The sequence below is a fragment of the Methanoculleus sp. UBA208 genome (genome assembly GCF_002498065.1).
Taxonomy (GTDB): domain Archaea; phylum Halobacteriota; class Methanomicrobia; order Methanomicrobiales; family Methanoculleaceae; genus Methanoculleus.
This window is the reverse complement of the sequence record NZ_DAFZ01000068.1, coordinates 1-23,381: the sequence shown is the minus strand read 5'-3', so window position 1 is coordinate 23,381 and position 23,381 is coordinate 1. Positions and strand designations below refer to the sequence as shown.

At 61.0% G+C, this 23,381-nt stretch carries 24 protein-coding genes and 1 pseudogene; 18 read left to right on the top strand and 7 right to left on the bottom strand.

Annotated elements, in window-relative coordinates:
• Positions 1-335: 335 nt before the first annotated feature.
• The 4 genes and pseudogenes from BRA62_RS07300 to BRA62_RS07285 all read right to left on the bottom strand — a co-directional run.
• A pseudogene (locus tag BRA62_RS07300) lies at positions 336-1,226 on the bottom strand (Na/Pi cotransporter family protein); the annotation flags it as partial.
• Positions 1,227-1,308: 82 nt separating this feature from the next.
• Positions 1,309-1,833, bottom strand: coding sequence for a hypothetical protein (locus BRA62_RS07295; protein WP_292365912.1), 525 nt, complete (start codon positions 1,831-1,833; stop codon positions 1,309-1,311).
• A 65-nt stretch (positions 1,834-1,898) separates the two neighbouring features.
• On the bottom strand, positions 1,899-2,462 hold the full coding sequence (locus tag BRA62_RS07290; protein WP_292365911.1) for a hypothetical protein: 564 nt from the start codon (positions 2,460-2,462) through the stop codon (positions 1,899-1,901).
• Positions 2,463-2,655: 193 nt separating this feature from the next.
• On the bottom strand, positions 2,656-3,618 hold the full coding sequence (locus tag BRA62_RS07285) for an ABC transporter permease (protein ID WP_292365910.1): 963 nt from the start codon (positions 3,616-3,618) through the stop codon (positions 2,656-2,658).
• 372 nt (positions 3,619-3,990) lie between these two features.
• Here BRA62_RS07285 and BRA62_RS07280 point away from each other — a divergent pair, with 372 nt between their 5' ends.
• Entirely contained in the window at positions 3,991-4,674 is a 684-nt protein-coding gene (locus BRA62_RS07280) for a hypothetical protein (protein ID WP_292365909.1), read from the top strand.
• A gap of 25 nt (positions 4,675-4,699) precedes the next feature.
• On the opposite strand, the gene BRA62_RS07275 is transcribed toward BRA62_RS07280, so the two are convergent.
• A complete protein-coding gene (locus BRA62_RS07275; protein ID WP_292365908.1) occupies positions 4,700-5,470 on the bottom strand; it encodes a winged helix-turn-helix transcriptional regulator in 771 nt (256 codons plus the stop codon).
• Between the two features lie 40 nt (positions 5,471-5,510).
• Entirely contained in the window at positions 5,511-5,948 is a 438-nt protein-coding gene (locus BRA62_RS07270) for a hypothetical protein (RefSeq protein ID WP_292365907.1), read from the bottom strand.
• A gap of 503 nt (positions 5,949-6,451) precedes the next feature.
• Here BRA62_RS07270 and BRA62_RS07265 point away from each other — a divergent pair.
• The 13 genes from BRA62_RS07265 to BRA62_RS07205 all read left to right on the top strand — a co-directional run bounded on the left by BRA62_RS07265 (position 6,452) and on the right by BRA62_RS07205 (position 19,629).
• Positions 6,452-7,390 carry a hypothetical protein gene (locus BRA62_RS07265; protein ID WP_292365906.1) on the top strand — a complete coding sequence of 313 codons (939 nt, stop codon included), beginning with the start codon at positions 6,452-6,454 and terminating at the stop codon, positions 7,388-7,390.
• A gap of 84 nt (positions 7,391-7,474) precedes the next feature.
• Positions 7,475-8,122 (top strand): hypothetical protein, encoded by a 648-nt coding sequence (locus BRA62_RS07260; RefSeq protein WP_292365905.1) that lies wholly within the window; start codon positions 7,475-7,477, stop codon positions 8,120-8,122.
• A gap of 463 nt (positions 8,123-8,585) precedes the next feature.
• Positions 8,586-9,257 (top strand): hypothetical protein, encoded by a 672-nt coding sequence (locus BRA62_RS07255; protein WP_292365904.1) that lies wholly within the window; start codon positions 8,586-8,588, stop codon positions 9,255-9,257.
• Positions 9,257-10,402 (top strand): hypothetical protein, encoded by a 1,146-nt coding sequence (locus BRA62_RS07250; RefSeq protein ID WP_292365903.1) that lies wholly within the window; start codon positions 9,257-9,259, stop codon positions 10,400-10,402. The genes BRA62_RS07255 and BRA62_RS07250 overlap by 1 nt, the downstream gene beginning before the upstream one ends.
• Positions 10,403-10,547: 145 nt before the next feature.
• Complete coding sequence (locus tag BRA62_RS07245; protein ID WP_292365902.1) at positions 10,548-10,967, top strand: MarR family winged helix-turn-helix transcriptional regulator; 420 nt, start codon at positions 10,548-10,550, stop codon at positions 10,965-10,967.
• A gap of 56 nt (positions 10,968-11,023) precedes the next feature.
• Complete coding sequence (lon, locus tag BRA62_RS07240) at positions 11,024-13,402, top strand: endopeptidase La (RefSeq protein WP_292365901.1); 2,379 nt, start codon at positions 11,024-11,026, stop codon at positions 13,400-13,402.
• Positions 13,403-13,644: 242 nt separating this feature from the next.
• Positions 13,645-14,088: a hypothetical protein gene (locus BRA62_RS07235; protein ID WP_292365900.1), complete on the top strand. Its 444-nt coding sequence runs from the start codon at positions 13,645-13,647 to the stop codon at positions 14,086-14,088.
• 24 nt (positions 14,089-14,112) lie between these two features.
• Positions 14,113-14,559, top strand: a complete 447-nt coding sequence (locus BRA62_RS07230; RefSeq protein ID WP_292365899.1) for a hypothetical protein — start codon at positions 14,113-14,115, stop codon at positions 14,557-14,559.
• Between the two features lie 380 nt (positions 14,560-14,939).
• A complete protein-coding gene (locus tag BRA62_RS07225) occupies positions 14,940-16,157 on the top strand; it encodes a hypothetical protein (protein WP_292365898.1) in 1,218 nt (405 codons plus the stop codon).
• Positions 16,158-16,221: 64 nt separating this feature from the next.
• Positions 16,222-16,989 carry a LolA family protein gene (locus tag BRA62_RS07220; RefSeq protein WP_292365897.1) on the top strand — a complete coding sequence of 256 codons (768 nt, stop codon included), beginning with the start codon at positions 16,222-16,224 and terminating at the stop codon, positions 16,987-16,989.
• A gap of 276 nt (positions 16,990-17,265) precedes the next feature.
• A complete protein-coding gene (locus BRA62_RS07215; protein WP_292365896.1) occupies positions 17,266-17,697 on the top strand; it encodes a hypothetical protein in 432 nt (143 codons plus the stop codon).
• Between the two features lie 17 nt (positions 17,698-17,714).
• On the top strand, positions 17,715-18,809 hold the full coding sequence (locus tag BRA62_RS07210; RefSeq protein WP_292365895.1) for a carboxypeptidase regulatory-like domain-containing protein: 1,095 nt from the start codon (positions 17,715-17,717) through the stop codon (positions 18,807-18,809).
• Position 18,810: 1 nt separating this feature from the next.
• Positions 18,811-19,629, top strand: coding sequence for a hypothetical protein (locus tag BRA62_RS07205; protein WP_292365894.1), 819 nt, complete (start codon positions 18,811-18,813; stop codon positions 19,627-19,629).
• 14 nt (positions 19,630-19,643) lie between these two features.
• On the opposite strand, the gene BRA62_RS07200 is transcribed toward BRA62_RS07205, so the two are convergent.
• On the bottom strand, positions 19,644-20,129 hold the full coding sequence (locus BRA62_RS07200; protein WP_292365893.1) for a helix-turn-helix domain-containing protein: 486 nt from the start codon (positions 20,127-20,129) through the stop codon (positions 19,644-19,646).
• A 103-nt stretch (positions 20,130-20,232) separates the two neighbouring features.
• On the opposite strand from BRA62_RS07200, the gene BRA62_RS07195 reads away from it, so the two are divergent.
• The 4 genes from BRA62_RS07195 to BRA62_RS07180 all read left to right on the top strand — a co-directional run.
• Complete coding sequence (locus BRA62_RS07195; protein ID WP_292365892.1) at positions 20,233-21,012, top strand: ATP-binding cassette domain-containing protein; 780 nt, start codon at positions 20,233-20,235, stop codon at positions 21,010-21,012.
• Positions 21,009-21,716 carry a GTP-binding protein gene (locus BRA62_RS07190; RefSeq protein WP_292365891.1) on the top strand — a complete coding sequence of 236 codons (708 nt, stop codon included), beginning with the start codon at positions 21,009-21,011 and terminating at the stop codon, positions 21,714-21,716. The genes BRA62_RS07195 and BRA62_RS07190 overlap by 4 nt, the downstream gene beginning before the upstream one ends.
• Positions 21,717-21,720: 4 nt before the next feature.
• On the top strand, positions 21,721-22,341 hold the full coding sequence (locus BRA62_RS07185; RefSeq protein WP_292365890.1) for a (Fe-S)-binding protein: 621 nt from the start codon (positions 21,721-21,723) through the stop codon (positions 22,339-22,341).
• Positions 22,338-23,381, top strand: a 1,044-nt coding sequence (locus BRA62_RS07180) for a methanogenesis marker 16 metalloprotein (RefSeq protein WP_292365889.1), incomplete at its 3' end; no start/stop codon positions are given. The genes BRA62_RS07185 and BRA62_RS07180, both read left to right, overlap by 4 nt.

The following is a 23,381-nucleotide window of genomic DNA, read 5'->3' as shown; positions in this document are numbered from 1 at the left end:
TTTGACATCCGCACCAGGAAGACCACCTCGGTTGCTTCCCCATCGGAGAGCTGCCTTCCCGAGACTGCCCGGAGCGCCTGTTCTATCCTCCCATCAAGGTAGTTGTTCAGGCTCTTGAGCTTCTCGACCATCTGGTAATCCGCCTCCCGCGACGTGGCGAGGTAGGTCATCGCCGCCCGGAAGAGGTCGAGCGTGACCTCGTGGGCGTGCCTGAGTTCCTTCTGGATCAGCGCGAACCCTGCTTGCGTGTCGTCGGGGATGCCCTCCTCGAGGTGGCGCGTCCGCATCAGGATCTCGGGTTCGCTCCCGGGCACCGCCCGCTCCACGAGCTGCCCGAACCTCCCGATGAAGAGGAGGAAGGCCGCCGCCGCGATCAGGTTGAAGATGAGGTGGGCGTTCGCCACCATCTGCGCCTCGGTCCCGCCGATCGCCGCCACGAGGTCGGCGAACGGTATGAGGAAGGGCAGGATCAGGAGCACGCCGCCGAGGTTGAAGGCGAAGTGGGCCACCGCCGCACGCCGGGAGTGGAGGTTCATCCGCGCGGAGGCGATGAGGGTCGTCGTGGTCGAACCGATGTTTGCGCCGAGCAGGATCGGGATCGCCTGCGGGAGGGTGAGCAGGCCCTGCTGGGCGAGGATGACGACGAGGCCGGTGGTTACGGAACTCGACTGCACCATGGTGGTGAAGAGGAACCCGATCAGGATGGCAAGCGGGAGGGCCGAGTACTCCGCAACAAGCGCGATGATCGCGGGATCGTTCTGGAACGGCGTGAGCCCCGTGGAGATGAGGTTTAAGCTGAAGAGGACCAGGCCGAAGTAGAAGATGGGTTTCCCCAGGAACCAGTAGCGCCGCCCGAAGATCCCGACGAGGAAGCCGGCCGGGATCAGCACCTGCCCGAGAGCGGTCATCTTGAAGGCGACGAGCTGGGCGGTGACGGTCGTCCCGATGTTCGAGCCGATGATGATCCCGAGGCTCTGGAGAAACGAGAGCGTCCCGGCGTTGACGAGCCCGATGGTGATGATCGTGGTCGCCGCGCTCGACTGCACAAGGGCGGTGACGACGGCGCCGAGGAGCGCGCCGACGACCGGCCGCGACGTCAGCCGCCCCAGGATGTTCGCGAAACTGCCTTTCGCGACCGCGAGGATCTCCCGGGAAAAGTTCTCTATCCCGTAGAAGAAGAGGATCAGGCCGGGAATGATGGCGAATACGAGTTCCCACGGGACCATTGCTGTTCGAGGAGTATGGAGTCTCCGCTCTGAAATACCTCTCTACATGCATCCCGGCCGGGGAGTTCCGGAAGGGGGATTTTTATTGGTGCTGCGCCGCACTCCGGCGGCAGGCGAGGACGAGGAGCAGGATGCCGAGCAGGAGGAGACCGGCGTAGATGTAGGCCGCTCCGGCGAACTCGTAGAGCGAGGGCGAGTGGACCCTGACGGTTTCCGGGAGCGGTGGGGCGAGGAAGAGGCCGTACGCCCGGACCAGACCGAACAGGCTGATGATCCCCGTCTCGATCACCGAGAACCACGCGAACGTTCCCATCCTGACCGGGAGCGCTCCGAGCAGGAGGATGAGGGCCGCCGGAGCAAGGAGGACGGTTGCGAGTTGGCTCGCCCCGGATGACCCGGGCAGCGGCCCGAAGACGGCGAGCGCGAGGAAGAGTGCCGCGAGGGGCGTCGCAGCCCACCATCTGCCGCCTTCCTCCCGCACGGCGACGGCGAAGAGCACCGTTCCCGCAAGGGAGAGGATGCAGAAGAGGAGGAGCACCGGCGAGATCTCTGTGATCCGGTAATCGAACTGGCCGTTGTAGGCGTACCGGGCATACGCCCCGGTCACGGGGACGGCGATGAAGTAGGCCGCGGTGAGGGCGAGTGCGATCGTTTGTCTTTCCGGCGCCGTATCTACCCCTCCTCCTCGGCGTGCCCCTCTTTCCGGGACCCAGGGGCGGGGGCGGCGATCAGGCGGAGAGCGGCGTAGAGTATGGTTGCGGCCAGCACGCACTCGAGGTAGAACCCGAAGATCCCGAAGGCGGAGAAGAGCAGGTTGTACGCGGGGGTGCCCGCGGTGAGGGGCAGGGCGTTCATGATCCCGTCGAAGAGCCACCCGAAGACCGGCACACTGTCCGCGAGGAGCGGGGCGGACCCGCCCGGCCACCCGCCGGGGTTTATCAGCAGGGCCGCGACGAACGGAACCGAGGCTGCAACGGCGACGAGCATCGCCTGCCGCTCTCTCCGGACCGGAACGGCGCCCGAGATAAGCGGGAGCGGTGTTGCGGCTCCGGCGACCGCAAGGGTGACCATCACGATGACGAAGACGGGGAGGACGAACGGTGGCGCCGGTCCGATGATCCCGGAGACGGTTCTTGCGGTACCCGCCCAGATCACGCATGCGACGACCGCAACGAGCGGGGGGATGGCCGGCGAGAACCGGCTCCGGGGAAGAGAGGCGATGTTCGTACCTGACATACTGCACCATATCGGGACGTGAACCGGGACGGGATTCCGCGGTTCGGCTGTCGGATCCTGTAACTCTGCGGGAGAGGTCAACGTTCTTCTATAAACGATTTCTGTCACGATCGTCTACACGTCGGGGTTTCGATCTATTTTCTCTCGATATTACGAAGCGATCGGGGCGCACGGTTCCCTCTTTTACGAGCGGTCACCGGATATCCATCCGCATGAACCTCGTGTACGCGACGGCGAAGAAGGCGACGGGATAGATGGTCAGGGCCGCAACGCTCGACCATATCTCGCCGAGCGTATCTTCAAGGGTTGCCCCCGGGGAGTTGCTGATCCCCTGGATGAGGGCGTTGACGGCCATCTGCGGTGATGCGAGGTTTGCAGCGCTCTCGATCAGCTTCATCTGGTCGAGGTACGCCGTAATCTCCGCCTGGTAACCTTCCGATTGGGTATCCCCGCCGTATGCGGCGGGGTCGGGCTTTTCCATCATGAGGGCCGTGCCGATATTCGCGGTGGCGAAGGGGACCAGGAAGACGAGGAGGACGAAGACAACCACCGAGAGGAGCAGGGCGCTGCCGCTCTCCCGGCAGAGGGTGGAGAGGGCGAGCGCGATGGAGAAGAATGTCACGAGGAAGAGGAGGGTGACGCCGGCATAGGTCAGGATCATCCACAGATCGCTGGAGGCGGGCACGATCGAGAAGACGAGGAGCAGCGCGGTGGATATAGCGAGCACGCTCCCGACGACGAGGGCCAGCAGCGCAACGCCCCCGAGCGCCTTGCCGTTGATGATCTCGTCCCGGTAGACCGGGTGGGAGAGAAGGCTTTTGAGCGACCGGGACTCCTTCTCCTTCGAGATCAGGTCGAACCCGAGCGCAAGCGCAAGGAGGCCCCCGTAGGAGACCAGTGTCCGGAACACCGAGGAGTAGATGCCCTCGACCGGCGGTTTTGCGGGCATCATCCCGGCCGGTCCGTCATTCTGATTATCCATCGTCGCCAGTTGCTGGGCATACCTGTCCAGGTCTCTCTCGTAGCTCCCGACCCCGCTGTAGGTTCCCACCAGGGCGATGGCGAGGAAGAGAGCGAGGATCACCAGGAACCGCCAGCCCGTGATCTGGTCGGTGAACTCTTTTTGGGCCACGGTGAAGACCCGTTCCGCCGTCATGTAATCTCACCGGTCAGTACGCATACTTCTATCTCCATGTTCATTCTCCATCCGTGGTCGCAAGAGTACCGCAGGCCCGCGACAATACGCGGTATCGCCCCTTAAGTGACAACCGAGGTTTTTCCGCCGCCCGGAACGGGCAAGGGTTACTCAGATGCACTTCCACGGGTGTTGCCGTCTTGAGACTGGATCGTTACTCCATATACCTTTTCTCTCACATTCCTCTACACGTCGGGGCGTGAGAGGAGTGGATCCGGCCAGTGGCCGTGGTAAACCGACGATACTCTGCACCGATCACTTTTCGGAAACTTCAAGCCCGGCCGGTCCCCATACTGACTTTAACCACGCCGGTTCCATCGGCCCGGAACTACCATGAGACGACCGATCCTTGCCGTTATCGTCGGAGTAATAGCTGTCTACGCCTGCATGCACTTCTTCATCTTACCGGAGGCCCCGGACGTCACCCGTATCGAGAATATCACCCATCTTGAGTCCCCGGCATACCATCCGGCCATCCTGGACCTCTGGGAGATCGCCGTCGAGAGCACCGCCGTCGAGAACGAGTCGGCGAGACTGCTGCGACTGGAGACCAACATCGCCGGGGACGGCGCGATTCGGGTGATATGGCTCTACTTCTACGGCGATAAGGACGGCGAACAGCACGGCTACGAGGCGTATGTGGGGCCGGGCGGAACGGTATCGGCTAAATCGCAGAAGTTCAATTTTTCCGTGCAGGGGGTGCACCCCCTCGAACTCTTGCGGGAGGTCGACGCTATCGCCCTGGAGGATATTCCCTTCCGGGACCGGGGTATGAGGCTTCTTGTGAGCGTGAACGCGTACGGGGACCACTACAACGAGACCCGGGGAAGGCTCTACGAGGTCTCGGGCGGAATGTTTTGCCCGGTGAAAGAAGTGACGTTCGGCCCGGACGTGCGCTGGTACACCATCACGATCACTCCCCACCGGAGCCCGGGATCCCCGCCACCTCCAGAAGAGGTTCTTATTGCGTTCACCCGGCAGGATCTCGCGGTAGCCGAGTCTGTAGTCTACGGATAGGTGAGCGTCGAGAACCGGGACTCGTTCATCGTCTCCAGCCCAAACCGCCCCCGGATGACCTAACCGGTTGTGTTTGCGCTCTCCTATCCGCCCGGAATACGATATCCCGCCTGGGGAAATAGCGCACCATCCTCCCGTCCCTCTCGCTCCGTATGGCACCGTCCCGGATGAGCAGCCCCGTATGCCAGGTCACTGATGCGCCGGAGATCCCGAGTGCGGATGCGACCTCTTTTCGCGCTATCCCTGGGTTCCGCGTGATGAGGTTGAGGATCTGTCTCCGCGTCCCGCTGAGGGAATTACTCTCTTCCTCATGCCCCCTCTTGCCGTTCGCATAATACCGCACCTGCCCGTGGTCGTGCTCCTCAAGAATCTTTCCCGTCTCGCAGAGGATCGCAAGGTGGTACCGGAGGGTTCCGGCGTTAACCCCTAGCCTGCGGGAGAGCGTAGCATGGCTAATTCCGGGGTTCTCCCGGATGCAGAGGTACACCGCACGGCGGGTGTCGTGTTCGAGAACATTCTTTCTGGAAATCCTCCTCTGACCGAGAACGAACCATACGGCTACTGATATGAGGAACTGGACCGGGAGAAAGAGCAGGGGTGCGGTCATGAAGACGAAGTCGAGCAGGACCAGTTTCAGGGGCACGTTCCAGATATATAGCGGGGCCGGATCGCCCGGTATCGTCTCCGGAAACTCCCCCTCGCTTGATATGGTGCCGGTAGCGCTCCCTGGGGCGATTATATGCAGGAGGACGAGGAGGAGCAGAGCAGTCCTCGCGAGAGGGAGTTGATGCCGCATTAAAAAGATCAGGTGACCGGGAATATAAAAAGGGGTTGGTTTATCCCGCCGTGGCTTCAAAGGAATAATCCTGCGTGCCCCGTACAATTTCTCCGTAAACCTGGAACTGCCACGTTCCGGCCTTTGGCGAGGGGATCCACGTGCGGATCTGTGCGTCTTTATCACCATCCAGATCGGTGTCGTGATAGTAAGCGTAGGTACTTCCACTCGGTGAGATGATCTTCAGCGTCAGCGATTGCTGGGGAATGAACCAGTCCAGGTCCACAAACAGCGTTGAGCTTCCGGAAGGCACGTATGCGTTGTGGCCGTTCGTCTCCCCCTGCTGTATAGAATAAAAGGCACAAATACCTGTGTCGTTTTCCAAGGCATTCTCTCCTGGAGCGGTGTTCACACCACGTTCGCTGCTCCCGGCAAAAGCCGGCGACACAATCAGGACCAGTGCAAGCACCAGTGCAAAGATGCGGTTGTATGTCATCATACCACGGGAGAACTTCTCTAACGACTTCTCTTAAGTTTTCTGTCGATCCTCTCTACACGTTCTCCAATAGGAGGTAGATTGACTGTCCGATACGTATCGGAGCAGGACGACCCAGACTGTGCGATGGCGGAGAGAGCCTGTCGTGCAGGGTGGGCGCTGGTGTCGGGCCATAACCCCCGGACATCGAGTTTCCCCTCTGTCGTGCGAGTACCTTATCGGCCCGCTCAGTGTGAGTTCCCGGTCGACTGCGGGATGATTTCGGAAGCAAAATGGATCGAACTGCCTCAATGTGTAGAGAGGATCGACAGAAATCGTTTATAACAGAACGTTGATTTCTCCATCGTGGATACCGGGACTGGTATCCCGAAGCGCGGGGGTCCACCCGGCCAAGAGCGAATCGGATGGGTGAACATCCCGCATGCCCGGTGGCAAAAGAGTGTACGTGCCTTGTGTACTTGAAAGTATGCCTCACTTGCCTCCGGGAAATTATCGGAGGAAAGCAGATGAATGGACAAGTTGGAATGCGGGCATTCCCCATGTTCCTAGCAATGTTGCTGGTGAGTGTGGTTGTGGTGCCTGCGGTGAGCGCAAATGAATTGGTAGTTCTCCCTGAGCCGGAGATCACACTGACGCAACAGGAAATTGACTGTATTTATGCTACTTTAATGGATGACATCAAATCAAGCGACATTGATGTGGATGTGAAAAAAGACCTCCTGCAGTCCTTAGATGAGGTCAGGAACAATACCCTTTCCGATGCGGAAAAATTAACTACCCTTACCGAAGTTGCAGAAATACTCCTCAACCAAGGTTCAGGCGGTGTTAGCATCCAGTGGTCGGGGTATATCGGGGGCGGGCCTGCACCTCACAACGACATGGCACGGATAGCCGGACAGAAAATGGGACTGAGTTCTGCGGCATGCGCCATCCTCAACGAAACAGCAGCCGATCCTGATGATTGGGGGGATGCATCTTTGAATCATTATTCCATAACTGGCGCTCCCGATCAGGCCGAGCGTTATGCAAATCTTGCCAGGGATTATCTTCATGACGATGACCTGTCAAACGACGATCTTGGTTATACATGTTTGGCCTACTCTCTGCACTTTATGACGGATATGTCACAGCCTTTCCATTACGCCCCTGTATATCTTGCAAATCACCAGGCATATGAATCCTATGTCCATAACAATTGGACAAGTGGCAAGAATTACCGTAGCGATGTCGAATTGAACTGGTATTATTACTATATATCTGATGTTAGTGACAGTGCCGGTAGTCTCGCATCGGCATCGTATCAGTATATGAATTATATCCGTAGCACCATGGATCAGTATAGTAACTGGGGGGATGACCCAACTCTCGTCCAGGATACCCGAAATTGTTTTGTTGACGGTGCAAAGTATAATATGGGCCTTGTAAATTATGTTACCCGTCCCTAAAGAGATCAAAGGAGCACAAAAACGATGGTGTCTTTGAATAAACTCAAAATCCTATTTTTAGCGGCTGCAGTTACCGTCATTCTTATGTTCTCCCTTACCCTGTTCGGAGTTGCCTGGATCAACTCAAACCCGGGCTATTACAGATATACGGTCACAATAGGCGACCTTTCCAACTATACCGGCGAACCGGTCACCGATATTATCGTGCCGATGCCTATGAGGGACGGGGAGCTGGTTTTTTCGGAAGAGGAACTCCAGTACAGGCAATTCGGCAACTGGAAATCGGTAATTGTCGTAACCCCCTATGGCAAAATGCTTGCTTTTCAATCGGTCGGCGCGAACCTTACCGATATCCACGCAGAATTTTTCAAAAATTTTGATCCCGGTGAGTTAAGACTGACAGACCCTCAGAATGAGTCTCTCTCCCCGCTCATGCGTGGCGGTCTCAATGCCTCTGCAGGATGGAATTCCAGCACGCGGGATGGGTCCGGATACACATCGGTCCTCTTCCTCCCGGAGGATCTTGTGCCTCTGAATGCGAGTGCAACGGATGTTGCCGTTAACCTGGAGTTAACCGTATCTGAGGGAACCCATCACTCTATATCGGGGGATACGTTCCGGGTGAGTATTCTGGAGCATGTTCCTCCTGACATTCGCGGAGTAATTCCGGTAAACGTTCATGCTGCGAGGTACGAAGGTGGTGGAAATTGGGTTCCGATAAGCGAGTTCTAATGCATGCGAAGTGAAAAGCAGATTCGCGTTCAGGGACTGCCGGTGGGCTTTCAAATCCCTTTTCCGGATGCGCAGATCCCGCAACCGGAAATCTTCTTGAGCCCTTGAAGAGGCATGAGCGTGCGTGAAGCTGGAGAATGCCAGAATCGTTTATTAATGGTAATCTTTGCCCCTGATGCCGGCTGTTCGCTTGACGGCGCAAGTTTTCCATCGGCCGGGACAGGGAGTCTCCAGGATCGGCGGAGGCGCATTTCCGGGGGCAAAAGGATCAGAATGCTTCGATGTGTAGAGAGTATGGACAGAAATCGTTTATAGGGAAACGTTGATTTCTCATGCATAGGTACCGGTATCCCGGAGCACCGGGGCCCACCCGGACGGTGATGAACCGGATGGGCGAACGTCTCGCATGCCGGATGGCGGAGGGGATGTACGTGCCTTGCATACCCGGGTGCCCGGTGAGACGATGGACGAAAAACATGTGAATACCGGAAAAACCATACTGCTTGTGCTGGGAGCGGTCTGTTTTCTTGCTGTGGTTGTCTTTCTGCTCCTCCTGGCTCCTGCATTCGTCGAGACGACCATGCCGAACGACTCCTACTTGATCCGGATCACCGGTCTCTCCGGTCTTGCCGTGAACGGCACCGCCACGGTCATGGTCCCGGTTCCGGCGAACGCGGAGGGCGAGCTGGTAATGTTCGAGTCGTCCAGCGTTCTCCAGCCCGCCGGGTGGCGGACGGCGATTCGGGAGACACCGTACGGGAAGATGCTCGCGTTCACGACGACGGAAGACTACGCGCAGGATATCTTCAGACCGACCGGCGAGTTCGAGACGAAAGAAGAGCCGAGGCTGCTCGTTCCGGTCCTCGCAACCCCTGACAACGTGAGTGTCGCCGGGTTCACCCGGGGGTCGGGCGGGACCTACACCACGGTCGTCTTCCTCGACGGCTTCGTCCCGCCGGAGAACGCCACATCGATCTCGTTCGACCTCGAGTACCAGGGCGGCGGGGGCATGAAATACCTGATCGAAGAGAATATCTGGACGGCGACGGTGAATGCGGCCGTTCCGAGCACGGAGTCGGGCTTTGTCCCGGTGCCGGCCGGATACCATGTCGGTGCCGGGGGGCTCTATCTCTGATGGACGAGACCCGTAACCGGGCGATCTCCTTCGCTCTTTTATTCCTCATCGCCCTTGTTTTTGCACCGGGATGTCTCTCAAGCGACGTTGTCGCCGACCGCCACGATCTCTCCGTCACCCGCACCGATGCCGCCGGTATCGAGATCTGGCACGCCGCCTTTGATGGAGGGGGCGACGAATACGGCACCGTCATCGTGCCGGTTTCGGACGGCGGCCTGCTTGTCGGAGGGTCGGTCAAGCAATCTCCGGGAAGCAACGAGCAGGCTCTGCTGCTCAAGATCGCGGAGGACGGCCGGATCGAGTGGAACCGGTCGTTCCCGACACGGTATGGCGTTGAGGCAGTCGCTGCCCACGCCGACGGCAGTTTCACCGCCGGGACGGGTGACGGGTCTCTATTCCGGGTTGCCGGCGACGGGACACCGGTCTGGAGCAGCCGGGTTTCGGGGTCCGTGCCTGGTGTCTCCGGTCTGCCGGACGGAGGCATCGTGGCTGCAGGGAGCAGGCACGATAGGGATGTCCGGGTGGCGGTCGCGAACGATACCGGGTCGCTCCTCCGGGAACGGACCTACCCGGATCTCGGCCGGGGACGGGCTCTGGGGGTCGCTTCGGCATCGGACGGGGGATGCATCGTTGCAGGGACGACGGACAGCCATCCGCTCTGGGTGATGCGGCTCGATGAAGAGGGTAACGTCACCTGGACCCGGACCTTCGAGGAAGGGCCTGAGTTTGCCGGGGTCACGCTTTACCGCGTATACTCGGTGCGGGAGAAGCCGGACAGTAGCGTGGATCTGCTCTATAGGGTAGGTAGGACTCTGGAAGGAGAGGCTGTCGGAAGATCGGTCACGGTCGACCGATCTCTTGACCGGGACGGCTCTGATATGGGCGTGACGGAGTTTCATATGCCCTGTCCGGTTACCCGGGCCTCCGATGGGGGTTACGCCTGTGCGTGCCTCGAGAGTTCCGAGGGTGAGGGTTACACCATGGGGAACCATCTCGGGTCGCCGATTCACGTGATGAAATGTGACGATCGCGGTGAGATTGTCCGGGTCAGTGCCGGCACGGAGGCGGAGGTGGAAATCGTCACGGATATCGTGCAGACCCTGGATGGGGGGTTTGCGGTGCTTGGCGGGTCTACGAAGACCTGAATCTTCTAGATCCCGGATGTGCGCAAGTCCTGGGGTGCCCGTTGCGAATATGCTCTACCGGGGCCGTCCCGGAACCCGCTTTCGGGCGGGATCCGTCCATCACAACCTTTATAGTTAGGTCAAACCAAACTAATCAGCATCAACCATGGCGGCGAGACACGAGCACCTGTTCGAAGTGTTTGATCGCCTGATCGCCATCAAGAACGAATGCTCCTCCGAGATCATCTCCGAATGCGGGCTCTCGGAGATGACGGCGAAGCAGGTCGCCTACCTGAAAGTCATCGACGAGCACGGCGACGTGACGTTCAGCAGTCTTGCCGAGATCACCAGGAACTCGAAACCCACCGTGACGGAGATGGTCGATCGGTTCGTCCGGATGGAGTGCGCCTACCGCCAGAAGTCCCCCGACGACGGGAGGGTCACCTACATCCGGCTGACCGAGAAGGGGCGGATGCTGGCAAACGCCGAGCGGAACGCTCTGAACCGGATGATCGAGAGGATGGTGCGGACGCTCGATGAGAACGAAGTGGATCTCCTGGTGGAGATCCTGAGAAAGGTCGGATGATTTTTTTGGCCGGCCAAATTGTTAGGTAAATGCGAACTAAACAATCCGGAGTCACCATGCACTTACCAGATACCAGCAACGAGTACATCGTCATACCGCTCTTCGAGACCGTGGTCTTCCCCGAGACCCGGACGAAACTCCAGGTCGAGACGGCCGTCGGAGAAGCGCTGATCGCTGCCCTGAAGAGCGACGGGTCGGCGTCCGCGGTCGGGCTGACCGCAAAGACCGACGCCGAACCTTCGGAGAATCCGGCCGACGCATTCTATTCAGCCGGGAACCTCCTTTCAATCGCACACGTACAGCCTGCGGACGACGGCTACCTGGTCTTTGCGCACGCAACGAGCCGGGTGAAGATCACAACGCTCACCGAGAAGGACGGGCAGTTCTATGCGATCTCCGAACCCCTCCCGGACGTGCCGGACCTCGACGAGGAGGGCCGGGCGGAGATGCTCACAGACGTCAAAGCGGCCGTCCACGAGCTCAGCGACAACTTCCAGGGTTCCGAGCAGTTCACCCGCCCCGTCGACAGGATGGAGTCCGTCGACCAGATCATGGGGTTCGTCATGCCCTTCCTGCCGGTGGAGGTCGAACAGAAGCAGTCGCTCCTTGAGATCACCTCCGTCCGGGAGCGCCATGCCGCGTTCCTCCGGCTCCTCCTGGACCTCAACGAAAGCATCAACCTCCGGATCGAGGTGGCCAGGAAGGCTTCCGAGAAGGTCGGGAAGGCGAACCGCGAAGCGATGCTCCGCGAGCAGCTCCGGGTGATCCAGGAAGAACTCAACGGCTGCGACGGCTCTTCCGGCGAGGAGAACTACCGGGAGCGGATCGAGCGCTCGACGATGCCCGAGGAGGTGCGCAAGAAGGCGCTCGCCGAGCTGAAGAAACTCGAGTCTGGCGGGAGCCAGCACCACGAGAGCCAGGGGATACGGAACTACCTCGACCTCCTGCTCGATCTCCCCTGGACGGTCGAGAAGAAGAGCATCGATATCGAGGAGGCCCGCCGGGTGCTCGAGAGCAACCACAACGGCCTCGAGAAGGTCAAGGAGCGGATCGTCCAGCACCTCGCCGTCATGAAACTCAAGGAGGAGAAGCAGGGCTCGATCCTCCTCTTCGCGGGCCCGCCCGGGACCGGGAAGACGAGCCTCGGACGGAGCGTCGCCGACGCGCTGGGGAGAGAGTACGTCCGGATCAGCCTCGGCGGCGTCAAGGACGAGGCGGAGATCCGGGGACACCGGCGGACCTACGTCGGGGCGCTCCCCGGCCGGATCATCCAGGGGATGAAGCGGGCCGGGACGATGAACCCGGTCTTCGTCCTCGACGAGATCGACAAGCTCGCCGTCTCGTACTCCGGCGACCCGGCAAGCGCCCTCCTCGAGGTCCTCGACCCCGAGCAGAACAGCACGTTCTCGGACCACTACCTGGAGGTCCCCTACGACCTCTCGGACGTGCTCTTCATCGCGACCGCAAACAGCCTCGCGACGATCCCGGCGCCGCTCCTCGACCGGATGGAGCTCATCGAGATCTCGGGCTACACGAAGAACGAGAAGTTCGCGATCGCGAAAGACCACCTCCTGCCGGAGACCTTCGAGGAGCACGGCCTGACCGCGGATCACCTCCAGGTCGAGGACGAGGCCGTCTCGGCGATCATCGATCGCTACACCCGGGAAGCGGGTGTCCGGACGCTCAAGAAGCAGCTTGCCCGGATCGCCCGGTATGTCTCCGCGAAGGTCGTCTCGGGAACGGTCGACCTGCCGGTCGTCGTGACGGCGGAGATGCTCCCGGAGATCCTGGGCCGGGAGACGGTCCGGCCGGACGTGGCGCGGAAGGAGAACCCGCCCGGCGTCGTGACGGGGCTTGCCTGGACGCCGGTCGGCGGGGATATCCTCTTCATCGAGGGGACGTTCATGCCCGGCAAAGGGAAACTGACGCTGACCGGCCAGCTCGGGGACGTGATGAAGGAGTCGGCCCAGATATCGCTCAGCCTGATCCGCTCGAGGCTCGCGGCCACCACGACCGGGTTCGACTTCTTCGCAAGCGACGTCCACATCCACGTGCCGGCGGGGGCGACCCCGAAGGACGGGCCGTCGGCAGGCGTGACCCTCTTTACGGCCCTCGCCTCCCTCGTCACGGGGAGGGCGGTCGACCCGACGGTCGCGATGACCGGCGAGGTGACCCTCTCCGGCGCCGTGCTGCCGGTGGGCGGGATCAAGGAGAAGGTCCTTGCGGCGCACCGGGCCGGGATCAGGACGGTCATCCTCCCGCGGGAGAACGAGCGGGACCTCGAGGATGTCCCCGAAGACGTGCGGAGCGATCTCACGTTCACGACCGTGGAGACGATCGAGGACGTCCTCCGCGAGGCGCTCGGGATAGAACTCCACGGGCCGGTCCTGCCGTATGTGGGGAAGAACCGGTGCGTGCCCGTGCACGATCTCTAACCCTCCTTCGTGCCCGAGTCCGGGCACACCCTTCTTTTACCACGATCCGTACCCGGGTGCCATCCCTCTTCTACCCGTCGCGGCCCGTTCCGGGAGCCTAACGGCTCGAAGCGGTTCGATACGTAGACGATCGTGACAGAAATCGTTTATAGGGGGACGTCGACCTCTCACCGATAACTGCCGGAATCGGTGCCCCGATGTGCGGGATCTGTCCGGCCTGCGCCGAGACCGGAGGAGACTGCATGGAGCCTGACAGGAAGCGCCTGATTGCCATAGGGATCTTCGCGTTCGTCGGCGCCGTCGTTCTCGTCGCGACGGTTGTGCTCGCGTATACGGCTTTCTTCGCCTGGCTCGCGGGGAGCAGTGGCTCTCCGGGGCTGAGCGTCTGGGAGGTCAGGGGGGAGCGGCTGGAGAACGCTTCTATCATCCACCTGACCGAGAAGGACTTTGAGCAGCACCCGGCACTCGACTCCGTGATCCGCGGCGATAACAGGGGTCCGTTGCCTTGGGACCTGGAAAGCACACCTCATGATGATCCCGACGAGCGAACAATTGGGCATGCTCCGGTGACGTACGTGGAGCGAAGCGTTCTCATAGAATCGTTTGGCACCGATTTCGAGGCACAGAACCGCCCTTACCTCGAATACGACGGTGCGTACTATTACCTCCTTGTCTCGATCCCCTGATGGGTTCAAAAGGGTGAAATCGGAATGAAAGAAGATGGGAAACCGGAACCCGGGAACCGGCTCAAAACGGCGGGGCTCGTCGTCGCCTGCAGCCTTATCGGCATCGTCGCCGTCGCGCTCGGCTTCATGCTCGCCGACGCCCTCATCATTTACGCCATGGAGAGTTCTGGCGGGCAGCCGATGCTCTACGTCATGGAGCGGGCGGAACCGGGGGAGAGCATGATCGTTCCCCTGACCGAGCGGGACTTTGCCGACCATCCGGCGCTCGATGCGGTGATCCGGGGCGAGGAGAAGAACCCGTCGGCGTGGGGGTGGGGTATGCGGGACCAGCGCTTCATCGGGGGTGTCGGGGTCTCCTACGCGGAGAGCAGGGCGCTCCAGGACGCCTACGGCCCCGACGGGGAGACGGGGCTGTACCCGCTTATGGAGTACGAGGGTGCGTACTACGTGGTCCTGACGATGTGGCCATGATAGGGGTTCCCGGGGAGAGATATTGTCCGGAATCCGCCAAATGCTGGCAGGCATGAGCTTCCCTATCCTGGATCTCCCCTACCGTGCCAGTTCTCTTCTCGGCCGATGCAACTCAGGTCCCGGTCGTTGTGGCATACTTTGGAGGGCAAAAAGGATCGAAATGCCTCGACGTGTAGTTGGTCGGGCCGGAAAATGGATATAGAGGAACGTTGAGTTCTCAGTCGTGGGTGCCGCGGGCGGCGCCTGCAACAGCGCGGGGGTCCACCCGGCCAGGAATGAATCGGATGGGTGAACGTCCCGCATGCCCGGAGGCAAAGGGATGTACGCATTCTCCATACTTGAAGGTATGCCCCTCCTGCCTTCGGGAGGAGGAAAACGAAATGAACGGAAAAATTGGAATGCGAGCAGTTTCCATGCTCCTCACCGGACTGCTGGTGAGCGTGGTTGTGGTATCGATGGCAAGTGCGCAAACAAGTATAGATGCGATCGCTGAAGAAGAACTTGCGGATAGCGTAATCATCACTCCCGACTTCAGTTCTCAGGACATTGTCGTTTCACCATCGTTAGGGGAAGACGACCTGATAACACTGGTGTTTCCGGAATCTTGGATCAAGGATCGGAATTCAGCGGATTATGCCGATCGGGTTGAGCTTGCTGATGCACAAGTGTTACTGAAAAATGAGTGTTTTGATGAAAAGACTGGATTGAGATACTTCTCTCCCGTTCAAGTAACTGAAGCCCAGAGTCTGACTGTGTTAAGGATCCCAAAAAAGATGTTTGAACTTTCGCTTGCCATGAACGACGGGAGCATCTCATTTCCTATGAAGTATTTTACCGCGTACCCGGACATGCAGACCATGCTGAGCGAAGTGCGCGTAGCCACCCCCTCTGAGCCCGAAGTCTACTCACCTGAAAATGCACGATCCGCTTCGTATGTATCCCCACCCCTGCACGGTGAATGGGCACAATACAATGTGAACTCCCAATACGCTGGCAGGCCGGTTCACCTCGAGGGGCTGATCAAGCCGGGTTCGTTTACAAATAACGGGCATGAAGGCGCAATCTATCATGAGCGTGAGATTTATCTGGATGGAGGAGATGCGATTGAGTACATATTCTATTACGACGAGGATTATTATGGTGACAAAGTATGGCTGGGCGTAGCGATTTACGATAATAGTGACTCATACCAGGGATGTCCGACAATTAAGTGGTTCGATGCAACCTCAAGACATTGGTACGATTACGATTTCACGATAAGTAGCGCTGGAACCTACTACATCTGGTTCAGGGATTGCACGACAGGTAGCTGGAAGGAGCATATTTACTACGACAACGACGACCCCTCCGCTTCGATCAATCGGATCTGTGGTTCCGCTGAAATCTATGCCGATGTGCCTGTTCAGTATTCATTCGAGGCGATAACGGATCGCATGATCGATGAATACGTGAGAACAAATGACGGACTAACGAAACTTCCCGGGGAGGTTTTCTCCTGGGCCGCTTACACAGGTGAAGACAGGACGTACTGCTTTATGAATGCATGGATTGCCTCGGGTAGAATTACTACATACCACGAGTGCGATAGCACCTTATAACCTATTTTTAAGAAATGAAATTGTATTGAGGTGTTAGATGCAATCGCGACGATGGATCCCCTGGGTGCTGATAATGACCGTGTGCGTGACGGCGGGCTGTAGCATAATCCCGGCTACCCCGGAACCTCTGCCGCCGGACGAAGTACCCCCTCCCGGCCCTGAAGTTGCCGCGAAGTTCGTTGAGACGTACGACTCCCTGCAGGATTTCTCCGCGACGGTGACAACCGTATCGGAGCGGGGAACGTTCCGTGAAGAGGTCTGGTTTAAGAAGCCGGATCGGTTCCGGGTTAACTACCTTGAAGGACATCCCAACAACCCTGAGCACCACCCCGCGAAGGAAGGGGATCTCGTTGTTTTCGATGGCGAGACGCAGTGGCACTATGTCAATGCTACCGGTGAGGTTCTCTACGTCTCTGCCCGGATGCGCAACTATACTTTCAGTGAAGAGTACGCGACGGGAGCTTTCGACGCTCTCGACCTGATCCGGAACCTGCTTGCTGACCATGAGTGCTCGTTATCCGGGGTGCGAACCGAGGATGGAAAGATGATTTACGTGCTTGAAGTTGCGAACACCACCCGGATAGCGGACACTCCGGATCCCCGACGGTACCCGGTCTACGCCGTGAATGCCGGGGTTGAGAAAGATTCATGGATCCTCAGGAGAGCCGACTTCTTCAACGCCAGGGGCGAGACTGTCCTGATGGTAGAGTACCACAACGTCACCTGGAACACCGGGATCCCGGAGAGCCTGTTCCAGTACAGCCCGCTGGAGGAGGCGATCGTCAAGCCGATGAGAACCGTGGCGATTACCCCTCCCTACACCGGCCCCTGAGAGAAGCTGGGTAGAAGTACATCATTCACGACGGCGACGTGGTGCTCGCCCCCCGGTTCCCGTCCCTCGGCGGCGTTGCTATGTTCAAAATCGATCGGGAAGGCCCGACGTGTAGACGATTGTCACAGAAATCGTTTATAGAAGAAGGTCGACCTCTCCCACATGGGTACCGATATCCCGGAGCGCGGGTCCGGTCATGCGACCCGCACCAAAACCGGGCCGGCACCCCGGCGGAGGGCAAATGGACGAAGATGCAGGTGTTCTTGAGGGGAGTCGATGACGCCGTCAAGTCCTGAGAAGGGCACCCGGCTGAAGCGATACCTCATCGTGGTCGTGGTCGCCGGGCTCCTCCTGTTCGGCTGCTACGTTGCTGTCGCCTCCTACATCGCCGCGACCATCCCGCCCGACGAACTCCTGCTCTACGAAGTCACGGAGGAGACGGCCCGGGAAGGTATTGTCATCCCTCTCGACGAGGAGATGTTCCGGAACCTGCCGGTTCTGGACGCGATCCTCCGGGGTGAGGGGCATGAGGACGAAGGGGGCCCGTATACCACCGGGGACATCCGGCTGGTGGGGAGCGTGGAGTACCCGGAGAAGATCCACCAGGAGACGATCGACACCTACATCTTCGATAGCGAGACCGGCAAGCGGAAATACTTCGAGTACGAGGGCCGGTATTACCGGGTCGGGACAATTTACCGGGATTGAACTGCGGGAGATTGAGAATGAACGGAAAGGCCAGAACATGGACACTCCTCCTCCTCGCGGTGCTGCTCGCGGTCGCCCCGGCGGCGGGCGCAGGTATCGATCTCGATCACTACGTGATCCCGGAACTGAAGGTGAACGATTCGATGGAGACTATTGCCATATCCGGGGTGTTGATCCTTCAGCCGGAATGGGACGGGAGTAGAACCTCCGGGATACCGTTCGGTTCGATCATGGTCCATACGGCGGATGGGAGGACGCTGGTCTTTGATAAAGACGGGAACCAGTTGCTCTCCATCAGCGACGAACTCTCTGCAAAAGTTCCCACCCCGGGCGGTGTTGAGAAACCGTGCACCTGGCTGCACCCGCTCCCGAACGATTCCCGGGTCTACCATCGTGACAACGAGACGTTCGTCCTCGATATTGCCGGGAACCTCATCCTGACCGTCATCAACAAGCATCCGCCGCCCGTCGAAGACCCGATCACCATCAACATCACCTCCCCGCGTGAGGGCGAGACGGTCTGGATCGACGTCGTGCCGCCCCGCGTCGCCGTCGTCGGGGAGGTGCATGCCCCTGCAGGCCTGCACAGCGTGGTTGTGCGGAGCGGAACCGGGGAGGTCTCGTGCGGGAACCGTCCCGAGTTCGCCTGCTCGGTGCCGGTCTCCGCCGGGGAGAACACGATCACCGTCGTGGCGGACAACCACGGACGCCGGGCCGAGAAGACCGTGAACGTGACCGTCCGCATCGGTCTCCCGCCGCCCCCGGCGATCGCCGTCTCGGGCAGGGTGACGGACGCCGGCGGCAACCCGGTCCCCGGTGCACTGGTTCGGTTCGAATCGGTGTTTACGCTCGACGACGAACCCCTCGCGGGGACGAACGTGACGGGGGAAGACGGCCGCTACCGGGTAGACACCCCCGGCTACCGGCAGACCGTCACGGTCGAGAAGGAGGGCTACTCCATCATCCGGGAGGAGTTCATCTTTGAGAACCTGACAAACGACCTCGACCTGGAACTGGAGCTGTCGAGCCGGACGGTTCCGGGGTTCGGTTCCGCGCTTGCTATCCTCTCGCTCACGGGGGCGTTCCTCCTCATCGGCCGGAAGAGGCGGTGAGATGACAGAGAAACGTTCGATGATCCCGGCGCTCCTCCTCACCGCAGCAGTCACGGTGCTGGCGGCGGGGTTCGCGGCTTTCGCGCCCGTCACGGAGGTCCCCGTAGCCCCGCATGAGGAGATAGCCCCGGAGGATCAGGCCCTGGTTCATATCGACTTCTTCACGGAGAAGAGGGATGCCCCGGTCGAGGGCGTGGATATCCTCTCCTCGATCCGGCGCTACGACCTTGCGGTCTACGATACAGAGGGAATCCGGGATAGCCTGATTTCCGGCGAACCGCTGGCGGTGCATATCGCCGGGCAGCCCTGCACGGCGGATCTCGAGGAGGTGCTGCACGACCCTCCCTCCTTCACCGGCACCCTTTCCGGGGAGGGGAGGGTGCACCTGACCATCAGCGGCGACGTTCTTCGCGGCTATTTCGAGACCGGCGGTATCGCATACCACGTGGAGAGCACCGGACGATACGACACCGAATCTCCGGGGAAGGTCCTCCACTATCTCTTCTCCTCCGCCGACGTGAAAGGGTTGAGCGGCTGCTACCTCATACTGCACAATATCAGCAACGGGAGGGCGGAACATTACGGGTTCGAGCTTCCTGCAAACTGGACCGAGGCCGACTTCCTGAACGCCGGCCACGAAATCGTCCCGCTCACCGATGCCGATCTCGCCGACCTCCCTAAAGTGAACGAAACCCTTCGCACCGGCTTTATGGAGGTGCCGCTCTCCTACAACGAGACAGTGCGTATTGCAAAGAGTTACCGGGGGAAGATCGCGGAGTACCGCGGGAACTACTACCTGATCGACTTCATCGAAAGTTAGGCTGTGACGGGCCCCTAAACCCTCTTTGCTATCGTCTCGATCGCCTCGATCAGCGTCTGCTGTTGCGGCTTGATGATCGCGACCGGGCAGTCGACGATCTTTTCCACAATCGGCGCGAGGATGGGGGCGCAGACGATCCCGAGCGCTCCTTCCTTGTCCGCCCGCGCCGCTGCGGTGATGCACTCGTCGAGCGAGTCGGCCGCGTAGCCCCGGATATGGTATTGCTTCCCGCCGATGGGAAGATTGCGGTTGTCGATCTCGTCGAGCAGGAACCGTGCCGCGATCACCGCGATGAAACTCTTCTCCCGGGGCTCGAGGACGTTCACTATCCGCCGGACGGTCGAGAGGCGCGGGTCCGCCCTGCCCGACGTGAGTTTGTAGAGGGTTGCGGGCGGGATCCCCGCCCGCTCCGCGAGGTCGCGGATGCTCATATCCTGCCGGGCGAGTTCCTCCTGGAGCGCGTCGGCAAACTCGGCTTCAAAGATCTTTCTCGAGAGCATTATTCTACTATAGTAGTATATATGAGGTAAGGCTTTTCCTATTTTGGTTAACAGTTCCGCTATGGAGAACAATCCTTATCTTCCTGCATGACGACCCTCCTTCATGGACCCCTCAGCCGTCCGCGAGATCACGATCCTCCCCGGCCGGAACCGGAACGGCGAGCCGGAGCGGTTCGAGGCGATCACCATCCGGCCCGGCGACACGATATCGATCGTCGGCCCCACCGGTTCGGGGAAGAGCGCCCTCATCAACGACATCGAGGTCTTCGCCCGTAACGACACTGCGACGGGGCGCACGGTCCTCGTCAACGGCGAATACCCTCCCGAAGAGTTCGTCCGCGACCCGGCGTACAAGCCCGTCGCCCTGATCACCCAGAACACCCGGTGTCTCGCCGACCTCACGGTCGAGGAGTTTCTCGCGATGCACGTCCGGTCCCGCAAGATCGAGGACGAAAGCATCGTCGGCCGTACGATCGACCTTGCAAACGAGTTCACGGGCGAGAAGATCCGATCCTGCGCCCGGATGACCGCGCTCTCCGGCGGGCAGACCCGGTCACTTCTGGTGGCGGACGCGGTCCTCGTTGCGGCTGCGCCGGTCCTCCTCCTCGATGAGGTGGAGAACGCCGGGATCTTCAAGGAGCGGGTGATCGAGGTCCTCCGAGCCGGGGGGAAGGCGGTCATCTTCGTCACGCACGACCCCCTGGTCTCCCTCCTCTCCGCCCGGCGGATCGTCATGCGGGACGGGGCGGTCGAGCGGGTCATCGAGCCTGACGGCAGGGAGATCGCCGCCCTCCGGGAGGCTCTCCGCCTCGACGGCATCCTCCACCGGATGCGCGAGCAGATCCGGGCGGGCGACCTGATCACGGGGCCGGTCGGGGCATGAGGCTCGCCGTCGTCGCGGGACCGCCGTCGGCCGGGAAGACCGCCGTCGTGCGGCAGACCATCCGCTCCCTCCGGGACCGGCACCGGATAGCCTACCTCAAGATCGACGTCGTCCGGGCGTTCGAGGACGAGGAGATCGCGGCCGAGTTCGGCATCCCGGCGCGGAAGGTCTGTTCCGGCGACCTCTGCCCGGACCACGCCGGGGTGATGGTGATGCGGGACGCTATCGCCTGGGCCGGAGAAGAAGGCGCCGACCTCCTCCTGGTCGAGAGCGCCGGGCTCTGCCTGCGCTGCTCTCCCTACACGACGCAGGCGCTCGGGATCGTCGTCCTCTCCGCCGTATCGGGCACGAACACGCCCCTGAAGATGGCCGCGATGCTTGCCCTCGCTGACATCGCGGTCGTGACCCGGATCGACCTCGTCTCCCAGGCCGAGAAGGAGGTCTTCCGGGAGCGGATCCGGGAGGTGAACCCCGACCTCGATATCGTGGAGACGAACGCCGTCCAGGGTACCGGGATGCGCTACCTCCTCCGGGCGATCGAGGACTGTCCGCCGATAACCGATCCCGGTACAATCGTCCTCCGGGGTGCGCCGCCGCTCGGGGTCTGCACCGTCTGCATCGGGAAGACGGAGATCGGGTGGCAGCACCACTTCGGGGTCGTCCGGAGACTCGAGGACGCAGACTATCTCTTCCGGGGGGACTAGTCCGGTGACCTGGCAACCGCCCGGGAAGGATTGCGGGGCCTGCGGCGCCCCGACCTGCGAGGCGTTCCTGGCCCGGGTCCGGCGGGGGGAGAAGGAGCCCGGGGACTGCGTCTTCTACCCTACCGGAACCGCAGCCCCGCGGTTCGAGGGCGAGGCCCTTCATACCGGCCGGGACGTCCTCGGCGGCGAGTACGATTTCATCCTCGATCCCCTGCCCGGCGAGGTCTCGGCCCGGAAGATCGTGCTGCCCTTCCGCCCGGACCTCGTGGAGAAGTGGGGGATTACGGCCGGGGATATCGTCGTCGGGAGGCCGGCCGGTGCGGGCTGCCCGGTCCAGCACGTCCTCTCGGTCCTCCATGCAAGCCAGACAAGCGGCCTCCTCACCTGTCTGGTCGTCGGCCCGGAGGCCTCGCGGGGCGGAGAATTTAAGGACGTTGAAGCCTACCACATCGTCGGTTTCGAGGGGATTGCCCGGACGGTGCGGCGCGAACCGGTATTCGGGATGCGGCAGCGGTTCCTGCCCGGCTACTGCATGATGAACCTCGGGCATACGGGTGTCGTGAATCTGATTCTCGCACAGTCCTCGGGTCTCCATGTGCGGGTGGAGGATATCAGGTTGTTATGAAGACGATAGCAGAGATCGACGAGAAGATCCGGAACGGTTCGGCGGTCGTCTACACCGCCGCGGAGTTCAAGCGCCTCGTCCGCGAGGGTGCGGAGATCACGGCCGCGGATGTCGACGTGGTCACCACCGGAACCTGCGGGGTGATGTCCGGGACCGCGGCGATCCTCTCGGTCCCGGTGGCGGCGCCGGGGACATTCGAGCGGGCGGAGCGGGCCTGGCTGAACGGGGTCCCCTGCATGCCCGGTCCCTGCCCGAACGAGCGTCTTGGCCTGCTTGACCTGATCGTCTCCGGGACCGCCCACGCCGGGACCGGCTACGGGGGCGGGCACCTCTTCTGCGATATCGTCGAGGGGCGGGAGATCGAGGTGCTGGCGGAGGCCGCCGACCGGTCGGTCGAGGCGCGGGTGACCATCGACGACTTTTCCTACGCCCGGCTCTTCACCACCCGGAGCGCGTTTAAAAATTACACCGCCTATGTCAACACCCGGCCGACGCGGGTGAAGACGATCTTCTCTATCGAGGGGCTGCAGGGACCCTGCCGGGAGGTCTCGGTCAGCGGGTGCGGCGAGATCAATCCCCTCCAGAACGACCCCGCCCGGCTCGCGATCCGGGACGGGACGCCGGTCCTCCTGAACGGCTCGATAGGCATCGTGACCGGCGAAGGAACCCGGAGCACCCCGGCTCGCCCCAACCTCACGGTCATCGCCGACATGGTCGGGATGCAGCCCCGCTACATGGGCGGCTTTAAGACCTCCGCCGGGCCCGAGTGCATCACGAGCCTCGGCGCCGCGATCCCGGTCCTCGACGATCGGCAGGCCGCGCCCCTCCGCGTCCTCGACGAGGAGATCCCCCTCCCGGTCGCCGAGATCAACACCCGCACCGTCCTTGATGAGGCGACCTACGCCGACGTCTGGCAGCGGCCCGACCGCGAGGTGACCTACCACCCCGAGTGGTGCGAGGAGTGCTCGGCCTGCGTCGCGGCCGCGATCTGCCCGACGGCTGCGTTCTCCCGCGAGACCGGGATCGACCGGGACCGCTGC